This is a genomic window from Luteibacter sp. W1I16, assembly GCF_050434905.1.
Taxonomy (GTDB): Bacteria; Pseudomonadota; Gammaproteobacteria; order Xanthomonadales; family Rhodanobacteraceae; genus Luteibacter.
Genome location: NZ_JBNDJJ010000001.1, coordinates 2,634,062 through 2,649,483, shown reverse-complemented (window position 1 = coordinate 2,649,483; position 15,422 = coordinate 2,634,062). Strand labels below are relative to the sequence as shown.

The window sequence follows — 15,422 nt, the reverse complement described above, 5'->3', positions numbered from 1 at the left end:
CTCACCGCACGAGCTCCGTGAGCACACGATCCAGTCGCGCGAAAGCGTCGTCATCCGCGGGCAAGCCGAAACGCAGGGCCTGCGGGGCGTCGAAATGCCGGACGAGGATCGCGTGTCGCGCCAGCAACCGGTGCAGACCCTTCGCGTTCGCTCGCTCGCAGTACTGGAAGAATTCACAGCCACCGGATGGACGCAGGCCGTGCTTCGTCAGCAGGTCGCGCAGGCGTGCGGATGTCTCGTGCAGCCATGCGCGCGCCGATGCCTGCCATGCGCGATCCATCAGTGCCTGTGTCACCACATGCCGGGTCGGCCCGGTCAGTGTCCACGGGCCGAGCACTTCCGCCAATGCGTCGAGCAAGGCGGGGCTTGCGGCGACGAACCCCGCACGCGCGCCCGCCAGGCCAAAGAATTTGCCGACGGAGCGAAGGACGATTAAACCGTCACGTACATACGGCACCAGGCTTTCGTCCGGCCGTGCGTCGATGAAAGCCTCATCCACCACGAGCCAAGGCTCGTTGCTTACCATGGGGCCTGCTCTTGTGGGAGCCGCTTCAGCGGCGATGGGTGCTTGACTCGAATTGGCCCGCTGCCGCGGGATCGCCGCTGAAGCGGCTCCCACAAGAGCAGGCTCAACCACGGCAGCGGCTCCCACAACAGCAGGCCTGGACAACCTGGAGTGCAAGGCCAACAGGGTCTCGCTGTCGAGGTACGTACCGGTGGGATTGTTCGGGCGGATCACGATGACGACGTCGAATTCCGAAGCGCGTGCGAGCAGCTCCGGAAGCGGCAGTGCCACGACATCGTGGCCCGCTTGCCGCCACGCGTGCGCGTGCTCCGCATAGCTGGGTGCGATCACGCCCACGCGCGAACGCGCACGCAGTCTCGGCAGAGCCGCGATGGCGGCTTGCGATCCAGCGACCGGCAGCAAATGTGGCGTGCCGTAGTAAGCGCGCGCGGCCTCCAGGAGGCCATCGTCGTCCTCGGGAAGACGCCGCCACGAGTCGGCCGGCACCGGAGGCACGGGCCACCCACGAGGACTCACCCCCGTCGACAGGTCGAGCCATTCCTCACGTGGGATGCCGAACTCGCGTGCGGCGCGTCCAAGACGTCCACCGTGTTCAAGCATGCGCCGCCACTCCCACCAACAGTACGACGGCCATCCAGGCGACGACCGCGCGATCCACCAGACGCAATGCACGGACTATCGAGGACGCGTCGGGCGCCTCGCCTTTGCCAAGCACGGGCCGGTCTTCCCAGCGGCCGTGATAAGGAGCCGGGCCACCCAGGCGCACACGCAACGCACCCGCGCCGGAAGCCATCACCGGCCCCGCGTTGGGGCTGTCCCATGATGGGGCTTGCGTGCGCCAGCAATGGAGAGCCGTGACGGCATCGCCCACGGCGGCATAGCTGAGCGCGGTGAGCCGGGCCGGTACGTAACCGAGCATGTCGTCGGCCCGCGCCGCGGCCCAGCCAAAATGCTCGTAGCGAGCGCTCCGGTAGCCCCACATCGCGTCCAACGTATTGGCCAGGCGGAACAACAAGGCCCCGGGCGCGCCGAGCACGGCGAACCAGAACAGCGTGCCGAACACGGCATCGTGGCCATTCTCCAGCACCGACTCGGTACCGGCCGCGGCGACATGCGTGGCATCCAATGCGTCCGTGTCGCGGCTCACCATGCGGCCCACGGCGGCACGCGCCCGTGGCAGATCGCTATCGCGCAAGGCGGCAGCCACCGGCCGCGCGTGTTCGGCGAGGCTGTGTCGGCCCAGGGCGAAGTACAGCACGAGCACGTCGAGGGCAAAGGCCACGAGCGGCGGTGACACGGCGCGTAGTCCGCAGAGCGATGCCACCGGCAGGAGCACGGCGAGCGTCCACGCGGCGACACCCGCCATACGACGGTCGGCATGAAGCCGGCGCTCGACCGTATTGGACAGCACACCGAAGCCGACCAGCGGATGGAAGCGTCGTGGTTCGCCGAAGACGGCATCCAGCACCAGGGCCAGCAACATCGCCAGCAACATCGTCATCGCAGGAAGAGCCGGCACGCCGCGTCGGGATTCGACGGAAAGTAGAAGTGCACGAAGCTCGCCGTCATGCGTGCGCGGCGATAGACCTTCTCCGCCGTGGGGCCGCCATGGGGATTGCTTGCCACGGCCAGCGGCGTCGCCTCCATCGTCGCCTGCGCGTAGTGGAACGAGTGGCCACGCAGGCTTCCCTCCGGCAACTCGACGGCCTGCATGCCCAGCGCCGCCAGCCGCGGCTGAATCGCGGCGTGGCCACGCACCAAGCCCGCCATCGCACCTTCATGGCCATCGCGATCGGCGAGGCGGTCCAGCGCGTAGAGCAGTCCACCGCACTCGGCGAGCAGCGGACGGCCCGCATCGACGTGCGCGCGCAGATCGCGACGCAGGTCGTCGCGTGCGGCGAGCGCGTCGATATGCAGTTCGGGATAACCGCCGGGCAACCAGGCCGCATCGCATCCGGGCAGCGGATCGCCCGCCACGGGAGAGAAGAAACACAGGTCCGCACCCGCGTCGCGAAGCACGTCGAGGTTGGCGGGATAAAGAAAGGCGAAGGCCGCATCGCGCGCGATGGCGATGCGTACGCCGTCCAGGCGTACCGAAGAGACGATCGATGGCGGCGCATCGAAGACGACGGGAGGCGGCAGATCGACCGGCCCCTGCGCAAGTAGCGCATCCGCCAGCGCATCCAGCCGCGCATCCAGATCGGCCAGTTCCGCCGCCGCGACGAGACCCAGATGCCGCTCCGGCAAGGCCATGGCCGCGTCGCGCGGCAATGCGCCGTACCACGCCATGCCCGGGGGCAGGCTGTCGCGCAACAATCCCGCGTGGTACTCGCCGCCCACGCGATTGGCGAGCACACCTTGCACGTGCAAGCCGGGCCGGTAGCTCGCCAGCCCATGGGCCAGCGCGCCGAACGTCTGCGCCATGGCGCTGCCGTCGATCACCGCCATCACCGGCAAGTCAAAAGCCATGGCCAGGTCCGCACTCGACGGCGCACCATCGAACAGGCCCATCACACCCTCGACGAGGATCAGGTCCGCCTCGCCCGCGGCGGCATGAAGCCGTGCGCGAACGTCGTCGTCCCCACCCATCCAGGGGTCTAGCTGGTATACGGGCGCTCCGCTTGCCCGTTCGAGAATCATCGGATCGAGGAAATCCGGTCCCGTCTTGAACACGCGCACGCGGCGTCCCCGCCGCGCATGGGCGCGGGCGAGCGCGGCGGTGACGCTGGTCTTGCCCTGCCCCGACGCAGGCGCGGAAACCAGCAACGCGGGACAGGTACGGCTCACAGCTCGACGCCCTTCTGCGCGCGGATGCCTGCCTGGTAAGCGTGCTTGATCACGCGCATCTCCGTGACGGTGTCGGCGGCGGCGACGAGTTCATCGGGCGCGCCACGGCCGGTGATGACGACATGCTGCCGTTCGGGCCGCAGGCGCAGGGCTTCCAGCACGCGGTCGAGTGGGATGTAGCGCTTCACCAGGGCGATGTTGAGCTCGTCGAGCAGCACGAAATCATAGGTGGCATCGCGAAGCATGCCTTCGGCCACCTCCCACGCCGCCATCGCCGCGGCCACGTCGCGCGCCTTGTCCTGGGTCTCCCAGGTGTAGCCCTCGCCCATCACGTGATAGTCCAGCGGGCCGTCCTCGAACATACGGAAAAACGCCTCCTCGCCGGTGGAGAAACTACCCTTGATGAACTGCACGACGCCACAGCGGAATCCGTGGCCGAGTGACCGCGCCAGCATACCGAAGCCCGACGAACTCTTTCCCTTGCCGTTGCCGGTGTTCACCACCAGCACGCCGCGGTCGATCGTCGCCTTGGCGATGCGCCGGTCGATCAACTCCTTCTTGCGGCGCATCCGATCCCGATGGCGCGCATCCTCGTCCATATCCTGCCATGGCACCGCGTCGTTCATGCGCTTGCCGTCTTGCCGTCGTCCGCACGTGGAGCGAAGCGGAACACCAGGGCCTGGACCAGCTGTGCCGCGAGCACGTAACCCGACGCCGCGCGAACGAACAGCGGTGCCCACTGGGCGAAGCGCTGCACGTATTGGGCCATGTTCGGATCGGTATAACGCCCACCCAGCCAGTAGAACGCGCCGTTGGAGATCGCATAGGAGAGCGTGGCGCTGACCACGATGCCCGCGAACACCATCGCATGCGAGGCAAGCGATCCGTCGAAGCGTGGCGCGAGGAACCGCCCCGCGTACCACAGCACCGCATAGGCCAGCGGCAGGAATGAGTAGGCCACGGTGATGCAGAAGTCACTCACCCCGGCATAACTCACCGAATACCAGTCGATCAGCACCGAAAGCAGCACGAAGCCGAGGAAGGCCAGATGTTTGCGCAGGTAAATGCCGCCCAGGAAGAACAACCCCATCGAGGCATCGGGGAGGTGCAGCGCGTCCCCGAAATGAGAGAAACGCGTACCGATCATGAGCAAGGCGAACAACGCGGCGACAGCGGTGAACAGGGGACGCGAAAGCGGTTTCATCGGATAGTCCTCGATGTATGCACGGTTATGAACGGGGCTGGTAGCACAGCGTGAGCATCCAGTTGCGGCCCGGCTGGTTGAAGTAACGGGCCGTCTCGTAATGGCGGTCGAAGACGTTGTTGGCCGAAAGCTCGACCTTCCATGCCGCGTCGAAGGCGTATGCCATGCGCAGGTCGGTCAACGCATAGCCGCCGAGCCGGTGGGCATTGGCGGTATCGTCGTAGCGGTAACCGGAGGCGAACACGCTCGCACCGGCGCTGAATGCGCCGAAGCTGCGGTCGACATCCACATGCGCGGTGCGGCGCGCGCGGCGTGGCAACAGGTTGCCATGCGAGGCATCGTCGCTATCGTCTTCCGGCTGCAACCATGTCGCGTTGCCGGCGAGCCGCCAGTCACCTAGGGTCGTGTCCGCCGCCAGTTCGGCTCCGCGAATACGCGAACGGTCGATGTTGTTCGCCCCGCCAAAGGGGAACAACGGTCCGCTCAGGCCGGAGTCGAACACGATCAGGTGGTCGATCTTGTTCTGGAAGGCGTTGATCGACCAGTTGCCCCAGCCGGGCGTGCCGCGCACACCCAGTTCCCAGTTCCGCGAGGTCTCGGGGCCGAGGTCGGGGTTGCCGTAGTCGGGGTAGTAGAGATCGTTGAAGGTCGGCGCCTTGAACGCGGTGCCGTAGCTACCCGTGACGCGCAGGGTTTTCGTCAGCGCATAGCCGTACTGCAGGCTACCGGTGGTCTTTCCACCGAACTGGCTGTTCTCGTCGCGACGCAGGCTGCCCTGCACCGAACTGGCCCCGAACTCCTGCTGCCACTGCGCGAATAAAGCGTGATTGCGCCGCGCGTCCACGAGGTAATCGGTGTTACCCACGACACGGTCGCGTTGCCAGTCGAAGCCGAGCGTGGTGAGACCGGCGGCGCCGCCCACGCGGCCCAGATCGGCCTGCATCGAGGCGACGTCGCGATGCGTATTGAACGTATCGGCGTAGACGCCGTTCTCGTAATCGGTGGACAGGTCTTCGCTGCGGCCCAGGTTGGCAGTGAACAGCATGTCCTGCGACGGCTTGTAGCGCACGCGCCCACCGACGACCTGAGTGGCCGATTCGGCGAAGTTGCTGCTGGTGCCGTCGTAGTGGTTACGTCCCTCCGTGCGCGTGGCACTGGCGTCCGCATCCCATTGCTCGTCGAATCGCCAGCCGCCTTTCAACGACAGCGCGTTGTTGCGGTAGCCGTCCTTGTCCGGTTCATAGGTGAAGCAGCCGCCACCGCCCGGACTGGGTTTGCCCCGGCAGGCGTTGATGCCATCGGTCTGGTCGTGGCTCGCCTCCACCGCGTACCAGCCCCGGGTACCGCGGCCAGCGAAGCCCGCCGAACCGCGCAGCGTGTCGTAGCTGCCCACGCCCACGGAGAAATGGGGAACGAAGCCACCCTCGGGATGGCGGGTGAAAATCTGGATGACACCGCCGAGGGCGTCGGAGCCATACAGGCTCGAATACGGGCCGCGCACGATCTCGATGCGTTCGATCTGGTCGACCGGAATATCCTGCAACGCCGCGGTGCCGGACGTGGCCGAGCCGATCTTCACGCCGTCCACCAGCACGAGCACGTGGTCCGCCTCGGTACCGCGCAGGAACACGGAGGTGGCCTTGCCGGGCCCACCGTTGTTGGCGATCGAAACACCGGGCGTGCCGCGCAGCAGGTCGGCCAGCGATCGCGGTTGCAACCGCTCGATCTCGGCCCGGTCGATCACCGTGGAGGCGGCGAGCACCTGGTTGAGGGTCTGGTCGGTGCGGCTGGCGGTGACGACGACCTGGTCGAGGTCGGTGGACGCATCGGCGAACGCCGCGGCCGGCGTGAGGAAAGCCACCGCGATGGCGACCGCGAGGCTGGAGGAACGAAATGACACGGGGTGACTCCCTGCTCACCGCGCCTACCCGCGCGGCATGAATGGCGAGGGACGGGAAGCGGGATGGCGGGGATCGCCGGCGGCGGAAGGCTGTCGGCCACCCACGACATGGCCCTCCGCCTGTCCGGTGTACCTCGAGGCCGGTCTCCGGGCTCGCGAGCGCAGGGAATCCCTGCGGGGACGGCGCCTTCCCATGCCTTGGCACAGTGGCTCGATGCCGACCTTTTGCTCGCCTACCGTTGCGGGGGCAGCTCCGGAATGGTGGCGGCCTTGTCGGGCCACGCACGTCACCGGATTCCCGTTTCAATCCCCGGCGCGAACGCCGTGGATCACCTTGGGCGGCGACAGTGTATCCGAACGCGCGGCGCGCTTGTCGCGCCAGCGCAGGAAGGGCCGCTCCACCGTGTAATGCAAGACGGCGCCACCGGCCAGGGTCGCGGCCGCATAGATGGCGAAACGCAGGAACCGGTGGTCGGCCAGTTGGCCGTCCAGAGCCGTTTGCACGAGGTGGAAGACGCCCTTGTGGCTGAGATAGAGACTGTAGGAGGCGCGGGCCAGCCAGCCCGCGCCCGGGATATCCAGCCGCGCCAGCCAGGTATCGCCACTGGCCGCGGCCACGAAGGCGGCCATCGCCAGCGCGATCAACGGGTAGCCCGCGACGCAGGGCCAGAATGCCGTGCGCGCGCCGTCGAAAAGCACGAGGGCGGCCGCGAGCAGGAGCATCCCGAGGATGAGCAAGCCGTTCACCCGCGTACGCAACCATGCCATGGCCTGCGGACGGTACACGCCGCAGGCGGCCAGTGCGACACCGGCCAGCAGCCCATCGAGGCGGGCCCACGTCGGGTAGTACAGGTAACGCAGGTAGACGGTGCCGACGTTCTCGCCCGCCGCCAGCGCCGGCGCGAACCAGTGCGTCCACGACCATCCGCGCACGAGCATGCCGCCGGCGGCGACCACGGCGCCGACGACGGCGAACTTCCATGCGGCGGGCTTGCGCGCGAGGATGAAGGCGAGAATGGGAAACAACAGGTAGAAGTGCTCTTCCACGCACAACGACCACACGTGGGAGAAGGCGTAGTTGTCGCCGTTGTCGAACAGCAGGTTGAAGGTGAAGGTCGGGAACTGCCATAGCGGCTGCATCCCCGGCGTTTCCCGCCACGCCGGCCACAGCACGTACAGCGCGAGCACCGCGAAGAACGCGGGCAGGATGCGCGCCGCACGCCGGCCGTAAAAGGCGGCGAAGTCCAGCCGCCCCGTGGCGGCGAGGGATTTCAGCACCTGGGAGCCGATGAGGTAGCCGCTGAGCACGAAGAACAGGTCGACGCCCATCCAGCCGGACTGTTCCAATGCGGAAAACCCCTCGCCCAACCCACCGACGAGATAGCTATGGAAAAGCATCACCCAGGCGATGGCGGCGGCGCGGAGCGAGTCGAGCCCTGGCGTTCGGTGCATGGTCGGACGTCCCCCTGGATGGTCGGGACAGCGTGGGGCCGCCGGCGGCCATGCCTGGGGCCCCTTCATGGCATTCCGGGGGCAAATGGCGCCATGGACGGCCCGAACCGACGGCCCGCGCCCCACCGCGCTATGATCGCCACGCGCACGGGGACCGGGGGAGGTCGTCCGGCGTCTCATCAAGGGGCACACATGTCTGACGTTATCGATTTCCTGGAGCGCATGGGTGGCGACGCCACGTTGCGCGCCGCCGGTCCGGCCGAACTGGCCCATGAACTGGCCGAGGCCGCCGTAGACGGCGCGCTGGCCGCCGCGATCCTCGCCGGTGACGAGAAAGCACTGCGCGACCGCGTCGCGCCCGGCACCTTCAACAGTATCCAGCTCGGCGATACGCCGCAGAGCGAGGAAGAGTCCGAAGCGCCCGCGAAGGACGTACCCGAGACACCCGCCGTTCCCGATCCCTCGGACGCCTGAGCGCGAGGCCACGGTGGCATGAACGGTCGCATCGGACGCAGGCTGGGATGGATGATCGCATTCACGCTGGCGGCGTACGCCGGCGCCGCATTCGCTCAGCTCACGCCGGGCGAGGACGCGACCGCGACCCTCGCGCGCGCCGATGCCACCAAGACCTCCGACCACCCCGCCTTCATGGACACCGTGGCCCGGCTCGGCCACGACGCCGCGCGGCTGAGCGCGGCACAGCGGGCCCACCTGCGCTATCTCGAAGCCTGGCAGGTCGCCTATGCCGGCGATTACGAAGCCGCCGTGCCCCTGCTGGAGGCCGTGATCGGCAGTTCGTCCGACATCACGCTGCGCTTCCGCGCCACGGCCACGCTGATCAACATCCTGGGCATCGGCCACCGTTACCAGGAGGCCTTTTCACGCCTGACCGAACTCACCGATACGCTGCCCGAGGTGAGCGACCCGCAGGCGCGGCTCCAGGGCCTGGGCGAAGCGGCACAGATGCTCACCGCCGCCGGCCAGTACGACATGGCCGCCGAATACGCCGAGCGCATGATCGAAAGCACGCCCACCGGCGACAGCGCATGCAAGGGCACCTTCATCAAGCTGCATGCGCTTTATCGCGGCAAGCGCATCGAGGGCGCCGACCCCCGCTTCACCCAGGGCATCGCCGCGTGCGAAGCCGCGGGCGAGAACCTCATCGCCAATGCACTTCGCGCGGACGTGGCCGAAGGGACCATCCGCAGCGGGAGCGCTGCCGATGCCGTGGCCATGCTGGAGAAACACTACCCGGCGGTGCTGCGCGACCAGTATCCGAGCCTTATCTCGCAGTTCGAGTCGCTGCTCGCCGAGGGCCATTGGCAAACCGGCAACGTGGACGCCGCGGAAAAATACGCCCACGCGGCGGTCGACAGCTCGATCGCGGGGGAATACTCCGAACCCCTGGCCGTGGCGCTGCGGACGCTGTATCTGGCCGCGAAGCAGCGCGGCGATTTCCGCGCGTCGACCGGTTGGCTCGAACGCTACATGCAGGCGGACAAGGGCTACCTCGACGATGTGACGGCGCGTGCGCTCGCCTACCAGGTGGTGAAACAGCAGGTGGCTTCCAGCCGCATGGAAGCCGACGCGCTCGATCGGCAGAACCAGATCCTGCACCTGCAACGCGAAGTGGACCGGCGCTCGATGGAGACGAGCCGGCTCTACATCCTGTTGTTGCTCACCGTGTTGGCGGCGATCGGCCTGTGGCTGGTCCGTACCAAGCGCTCGCAGTTGCGGTTCATGCGCATGGCGCGCCGTGACAGCCTCACCGGCATCTGCAACCGCCAGCATTTCGTCGAGGAAGCCACGCAGGTCTTGCAGAACGTGCGCAAGACCGGCAAGCCTTCGTGCCTGATCCTGTTCGACCTGGACCATTTCAAGCTGGTCAACGACACCTATGGGCACGCCGAAGGCGACTGGGTGCTCTTGCGCGTCGTCGCCGAATGCCGCGACCACGTGCTCGAAGGAGACGTGTTCGGACGGCTGGGCGGTGAGGAATTCGGCATCCTCCTGCCGAACGCGGACGAAGCCGCCGGCGCGAAGCGTGCGGACCTGATCCGCGCGGCACTCGCCGCGCCACCCGCCGGCGGGCCGTCCACGGCCCATGTCACGGCGAGTTTCGGCGTGGCCTGCACCGCACGCCACGGCGAGCAACTCGACCGCTTGCTGGCGAAGGCCGACGAGGCCCTCTACCGGGCCAAGGCCGCCGGGCGCAACCGCGTGGAGATCGCCATGCCGGAGGATCCGTTGCCGGAATCCGAGCGGGCCGACACCATGCCGCCCGCGTCGTCGGCCTGGGCGACCCGCCGCTAGGCGATACGGCGCAGCGCCGCGCCATCGCACAGGCGCAACACCGCATCGCGATGATTGTGGGTGCATCGAGCAAACCAGCGGAACCGTCCCGCCGCCAGTAGGCGTGCGGCGGGACGGTGGATCAACGCTGTGAAACGGTGGTTACAGGCAACCCACCAGCCCGTCGTAAACCGAGTAACGCGACATCGGCAACTTCGCGTGCAGCGCGTCGTCGCCGTTCATCACCTCGTAGAACTTGTCCACCGGGGTGTCCTTGGCGAGCAGGAGCTTGCATTTGAAGAGCTTGGCCGCGGTCTGCACGGCGCCGGATTTGGGGTTCACCGCGGCGGTGCTGCCCGAGAACAGCCAGAGGCACTGCTTCATGGTGCCCTTGGTGCTGTCGACCGAGCAGCGAAGCTGCATCGGGCGCAGGTTGGCATATTCGCCTTCGCAGAAGGTATCGCCGCAGATCTTCTCGAAGCCGGCGTTGAGCCGGACTTCCGCCTCGAAGAAGCGATCCATGCCCTGCTCCGACGCCGGCCAGTCGATGGCGTCGACATAGCGGGCGGGAGCAGGCGCGGTCTGGGCGAAGACAGCGGCAGGCAGGATAAAGAGAGCGGCGGCGAGCACGTTTCGAAGCATCATGGTGACTCCTTGGTTGAGGAGCCACCATGAGACGCTCATCGCGAAGGCGCGTATGTCCCGCTACGCCCACGCATGCGTGTAGCCACCCGGTCAGCCGCCAGGTAGGAAGAATCTATAGCCAGCGCCCGTAGCGCCGGATGTAGATCGTCTTCACCACCTGCGTGAGCACGCAATAGCACACCAGCGTCAGCGCCAGCCAGGCGAAGTAGATGCCCGGCAAGGGATGCATGCCGATGCGCGCGCCGAGGCCCGAATACGGGATCAGCATGCCGACGACCATGATCGCGCCGGTCAACGCCAGCACCGGTGCGGACGCCATGCTGCGCAGGAACGGGATGCGCCGCGTGCGGATCATGTGCACGATCAGGGTCTGCGAGAGCAGGCCCTCGATGAACCAGCCCGACTGGAACAGCGACTGGTGGGCCACGTCGTTGGCGCCGAACCAGTGCCACATCAGCCAGAACGTGGTGATGTCGAACACCGAGCTGACCGGGCCGATCCAGACCATGAAACGGCCGATGTCGCCGGCGTCCCACTTGCGCGGCTGGCGCAGGTAGTCCTCGTCCATGCGATCGAACGGGATCGACAGCTGGGAGAGGTCATAGAGCAGGTTCTGCACGAGGATCTGCAAAGGAAGCATCGGCAGGAACGGAAGGAAGGCGCTGGCCACCAGTACGCTGAAGACGTTGCCGAAGTTCGAGCTGGCGGTCATCTTGATGTACTTCATGATATTGCCGAAGGTGACGCGTCCTTCGATCACGCCCTCCTCCAGCACCATGAGGTTCTTTTCCAGCAGGATGATGTCCGCCGACTCCTTCGCGATGTCCGTCGCGGTATCGACCGAGATACCCACGTCGGCGTCGCGCAAGGCGGGCGCGTCGTTGATGCCGTCGCCCAGGAAGCCGACGGTGTGCCCTTTTCGCTGGAGCGCGCGCACGACGCGGGCCTTCTGCACCGGCGACATCTTCGCGAAGACGGTGGTTTTCTCCACCATCGCGTCGAGCGCCTCGTCGTCCAGCTGCTCGATGTCGCGGCCCTGCGCCGATGCTTCCACGTCGAGGCCGACCTCGGTGCAGATTTTCCGCGTCACCGCCTCGTTGTCGCCGGTGATGACCTTGACCATCACGCCATGGTGGTTGAGCGCGCGGATGGCGGTGGCGGCGGAGTCCTTCGGCGGGTCGAGGAAGGCCAGGCAACCGACGGCGGTGAGGCCTTGTTCATCGGCCACGCCATAGGCGCGTTCGCCCGTGGGATCGCGGCGCACGGCCACGACCAGCACGCGCAGGCCGTCCTCGTTGAGGCGACGGGTCATCGCGCGGATCTCGGTGCGCTTCTCGGCCGTCATCGGCTCGGTCACGTCGCCGATGCGGGCCTCGCTGCAGATCGCCAGCATCTCTTCTACCGCACCCTTGCAGACGAGCAACTGCTCGCCCTTACCGTCCGCCACGACCACCGACATGCGGCGGCGCTGGAAATCGAAGGGAATCTCGTCCACCACGTGGAAGCGATGCGCCACGGGCTCCAGGTCGCGGTGGGCCAGCACGGCCTTGTCCATCAGGTTGCGCAGGCCGGTCTGGAAACGGCTGTTGAGGTAGCCGTACTCCAGCGCCTCGTCCGAGTCGTCGCCATTGAGGTCGACGTGGCGCTCGAGCACGATCTTGTCGAGTGTCAGGGTGCCGGTCTTGTCCGTGCACAGCACGTCCATCGCGCCGAAGTTCTGGATCGCGTTGAGGCGCTTCACCACCACCTTGCGCTTCGACATGGCGAGGGCGCCCTTGCCGAGGTTGGCGGTGACGATCAGCGGCAGCATTTCCGGTGTCAGGCCCACCGCCACCGAAAGCCCGAACATGAAGGCTTCCAGCCAGTCGTGCTTGTCGAAACCGTTGATCAGGAAAACCACCGGCACCATCACCGCCATGAAGCGGATCAGCAGCCAGCTCACCGAAGAGATGCCGCGGTCGAAGCTGGTTTGTACACGCTCGCCCGAGAGGGTGTGCGCCAGGGAGCCGAGGTAGGTGCGCCCCCCTGTCGCCAGCACCACCGCCGTGGCGGTGCCGGACACCACGTTGGTGCCCATGTAGCAGAGCGTCGGCAGTTCGAGGGGGCCGGACGAGATATCGCCCGCGGTGGTGCCGTTGGGCGCGGCCTTCTCGACGGGGATCGACTCGCCGGTGAGGATCGCCTGGCTGATGAAGAGGTCCTTCGCCGCCAGCAGGCGCAGGTCGGCGGGCACCATGTCGCCGGCGCCGAGATGGACGATGTCGCCGACGACGAGCTCCTCCACCGGTACCTCGATGCGTTCGGCGTGGCCGTCGTCCGCGCGGCGGGTGACGGTGGCCGTGTTACGCACCATCGCCTTCAGCTTCTCCGCCGCGCGCGAGGAACGGAATTCCTGGGTGAACGACAACAGCACGCTGATCGCCACCATCACCGCGATGATGACGGGACCGGTGACGTCGTCGGGTTCGGTGAACAGCTGCACCCCCGCGAGCACGAGCAGCACGATGATGAAGGGATTGCGGAAGGCACGCACCAGCTGGATCGACCAGTGCGGCGGCTTCTCATGGCCGACTTCATTGATGCCGTCGCGGTCGAGGCGCTCGGCGATGGCGGCTTCGTCGAGGCCATCCGGACGTGCGTCCAGCGCACGCAGCAATTCATCCGCGGGACGATAGGCGTCCGCGGTGGCCTGGGTATAGATCTTGGCGGCGACGGCCGCCTGCGAGGTGTGGATCTTCATGGCTCGCTACCTCTCCGGACGCGCGGTCCGGTCAGGCGCGAGCGGCCGTCGGCGGTTAGCCGAAGGCGAGCGCGCCGGCGCGGAGCCGACGTTCGGTGTCGCTATGGATATCGACGGCGGACGGCGTGAGCCGCGCCGTAGTGTCTATGTCGCTGTTCATGGCCTCGGAAGTTTGGCATCCGCGGGTTTCAACGAGCTTTCAGCGGGTTCGAGCGAACGCGGCACGGTGATCGTGCGCTTGGCCGGCACCGGACCGGTGGCGCGACGACGGGCGAGTGCGAAAGCGAGACGGCGGCCGAACATGCGCGGCGCGGTCTTGTCGAGCTGGAGGTTCATGGCTCAATCCTCGAATAACGGAAGCTCACGGCTTCCGACGAGGAGAGCCGGACTTTCCCTAGCGGAGGAAAGCGCCGGCCGACCGGGTACGGTCGCCGCGGGCGATGAGTTTTGCCAGCGCCGGGACCCGATGCGTGCGGGAGCCGGCGCGTCGACTAGGGTAGACGTCCATATGCCTGGATAAGCTAAGAGGGTTGCCGCCGCACGAGACCCCGTGCGGTAGCCGGGGGATTGTCGCGCCGCAGCGAAGCGCGGTCAAGCGAAAGTCACCGGATCGGGAGGATTCAGGCCGGCAGGGGCAAGCCGTGCTTGATGCCAGCCTCGTATTCGGCTGCCTCGCCCAGCAGCCACTCGCGAAAACGCGCCACGCCGCTGTGCGATTCCGAGCGCTTCGGATAGACGAGGTAATACGCCTCGGCGACGCGCATGCGCTCCTTGCACAGCACTGTCAAGGCGCCACATTCGATCAGCGAGCGCGCCATGACGAGGCGGCCCAACGCCACGCCCATGCCTTCGAGCACCGCCCGCTGCAAATGCTCGGTGTTGTCGAAGCGCGCGACGTAGCGTGACGGCAGCGGCATGCCGAAGGCCTCCGCCCAGTCGTTCCAGCGGCCGGACGGGTCGCCGAGCAGCGGCCATCCCGCGAGCGAGGTATCCGGCAAGCCGCCCATGCGGCGTACCAGCGATGGACTGGCGATGGGGACGATGTACTCGTCGAACAGGCGGTCCGCTTTCGTGCGTGGCCACGCGCCGAGGCCGTAGCGGAATGCCAGGTCAACGGTAGGTTCGCGGTCGAAATCGACCACCGACACGGAAGAATGCAGGCTGAGTTCCAGTTCCGGATGTTTGCCCACGAGACGCGGCAGGCGAGGCACCAGCCAGCTCGACGCCACCGAGGGCATGATGCTCAGCGTCACCGCGTCCTGATGGCGTCCCTCGTAGCGGCTCAGTGCGTGTTCGATGCCTTCGAAATGATGGCCGATGGCTTCGAGCAGATTGGCGCCGTCGGCGGTCAGGGTGACGCCGCGCGGCCCGCGGTCGAACAGGGAGCGTCCCAGGCGTTCCTCGAGGTTGCGGATCTGGTGGCTCAACGCGCTGACCGTGAGGTTCAACTGTTCCGCCGCACGCGAGAGCTTGCCCGTGCGGGCGACCAGGACGAACCCCTGAAGCAGACCGAGCGGGAGGCGGGACATGTGAAAATTCCTCAAGGCCGGGTTGCAAACATATCGCTTTTTGGCTCGCGTTAGAACGGGCACCCTTTACCTCACCGAAAGCCGCAAGCCTGTTTGCGGACGGTGTAACGGGAGGGGTGTCATGGCATCGATCTTCACCGGCCTTGCCTTCATGCACGGCCACATCGTCAACCGCGAGCTCGTGCTCCGGCTGGGACGTGACGAAACCGTGGTGGACCGCGGTGCGGGTGCCGCCAAGGTCGTGGCCACCCCGCGCAAGGACACCGTGAAAACCACGGCGCGACTGCCGGGAAGCCCTGCCTGCGCGACCTGCTGAAACACGCCGTCTGAACCTGCCTTGCGTCATC

General features: G+C 67.0%; 13 protein-coding genes, 1 pseudogene and 1 riboswitch. Of the genes and pseudogenes, 3 read left to right on the top strand and 11 right to left on the bottom strand.

All coding sequences use genetic code 11. The features are described 5' to 3' along the window. Position 1: 1 nt before the first annotated feature. From QFZ41_RS11630 to QFZ41_RS11600, 7 genes and pseudogenes are all read right to left on the bottom strand, one after another. A complete protein-coding gene (locus QFZ41_RS11630) occupies positions 2-1,126 on the bottom strand; it encodes a threonine-phosphate decarboxylase (protein ID WP_429198923.1) in 1,125 nt (374 codons plus the stop codon). Beyond that, positions 1,119-2,027, bottom strand: coding sequence for an adenosylcobinamide-phosphate synthase CbiB (gene cbiB, locus QFZ41_RS11625; protein WP_429198922.1), 909 nt, complete (start codon positions 2,025-2,027; stop codon positions 1,119-1,121). The genes QFZ41_RS11630 and cbiB overlap by 8 nt, the downstream gene beginning before the upstream one ends. Then, positions 2,024-3,313: a cobyrinate a,c-diamide synthase gene (locus tag QFZ41_RS11620; protein ID WP_429198921.1), complete on the bottom strand. Its 1,290-nt coding sequence runs from the start codon at positions 3,311-3,313 to the stop codon at positions 2,024-2,026. Before QFZ41_RS11620 ends, cbiB begins: the two co-directional genes overlap by 4 nt. Beyond that, a complete protein-coding gene (gene cobO / locus QFZ41_RS11615; protein WP_429200222.1) occupies positions 3,310-3,912 on the bottom strand; it encodes a cob(I)yrinic acid a,c-diamide adenosyltransferase in 603 nt (200 codons plus the stop codon). The genes QFZ41_RS11620 and cobO overlap by 4 nt, the downstream gene beginning before the upstream one ends. Positions 3,913-3,935: 23 nt before the next feature. Continuing rightward, the gene (locus tag QFZ41_RS11610; RefSeq protein WP_429198920.1) at positions 3,936-4,517 is read right to left on the bottom strand and encodes a hypothetical protein; all 582 of its coding nucleotides are present in this window, start codon (positions 4,515-4,517) and stop codon (positions 3,936-3,938) included. 25 nt (positions 4,518-4,542) lie between these two features. After that, on the bottom strand, positions 4,543-6,417 hold the full coding sequence (gene btuB / locus QFZ41_RS11605) for a TonB-dependent vitamin B12 receptor (RefSeq protein ID WP_429198919.1): 1,875 nt from the start codon (positions 6,415-6,417) through the stop codon (positions 4,543-4,545). A gap of 121 nt (positions 6,418-6,538) precedes the next feature. Beyond that, positions 6,539-6,769, bottom strand: a riboswitch (cobalamin riboswitch). 23 nt (positions 6,770-6,792) lie between these two features. Further along, positions 6,793-7,869, bottom strand: a pseudogene (locus tag QFZ41_RS11600) (acyltransferase family protein); the annotation flags it as partial. A 192-nt stretch (positions 7,870-8,061) separates the two neighbouring features. On the opposite strand from QFZ41_RS11600, the gene QFZ41_RS11595 reads away from it, so the two are divergent. Together QFZ41_RS11595 and QFZ41_RS11590 are read left to right on the top strand one after the other, a co-directional pair. After that, complete coding sequence (locus tag QFZ41_RS11595) at positions 8,062-8,343, top strand: hypothetical protein (RefSeq protein WP_429198918.1); 282 nt, start codon at positions 8,062-8,064, stop codon at positions 8,341-8,343. 18 nt (positions 8,344-8,361) lie between these two features. After that, positions 8,362-10,182 carry a diguanylate cyclase gene (locus QFZ41_RS11590; protein WP_429198917.1) on the top strand — a complete coding sequence of 607 codons (1,821 nt, stop codon included), beginning with the start codon at positions 8,362-8,364 and terminating at the stop codon, positions 10,180-10,182. Between the two features lie 141 nt (positions 10,183-10,323). Here the strand turns inward: QFZ41_RS11590 and QFZ41_RS11585 are convergent, their stop codons facing one another. From QFZ41_RS11585 to QFZ41_RS11570, 4 genes are all read right to left on the bottom strand, one after another. Next, a complete protein-coding gene (locus tag QFZ41_RS11585) occupies positions 10,324-10,806 on the bottom strand; it encodes a hypothetical protein (RefSeq protein ID WP_429198916.1) in 483 nt (160 codons plus the stop codon). Positions 10,807-10,918: 112 nt separating this feature from the next. Next, positions 10,919-13,546: a magnesium-translocating P-type ATPase gene (gene mgtA / locus QFZ41_RS11580; protein ID WP_429198915.1), complete on the bottom strand. Its 2,628-nt coding sequence runs from the start codon at positions 13,544-13,546 to the stop codon at positions 10,919-10,921. 156 nt (positions 13,547-13,702) lie between these two features. Then, positions 13,703-13,882, bottom strand: coding sequence for a hypothetical protein (locus QFZ41_RS11575; protein ID WP_429198914.1), 180 nt, complete (start codon positions 13,880-13,882; stop codon positions 13,703-13,705). Positions 13,883-14,166: 284 nt separating this feature from the next. Beyond that, entirely contained in the window at positions 14,167-15,075 is a 909-nt protein-coding gene (locus QFZ41_RS11570) for a LysR substrate-binding domain-containing protein (protein ID WP_429198913.1), read from the bottom strand. Between the two features lie 121 nt (positions 15,076-15,196). Between QFZ41_RS11570 and QFZ41_RS11565 the strand changes: the two genes are divergently transcribed. After that, entirely contained in the window at positions 15,197-15,391 is a 195-nt protein-coding gene (locus QFZ41_RS11565; protein ID WP_429198912.1) for a hypothetical protein, read from the top strand. Positions 15,392-15,422 lie beyond the last annotated feature (31 nt).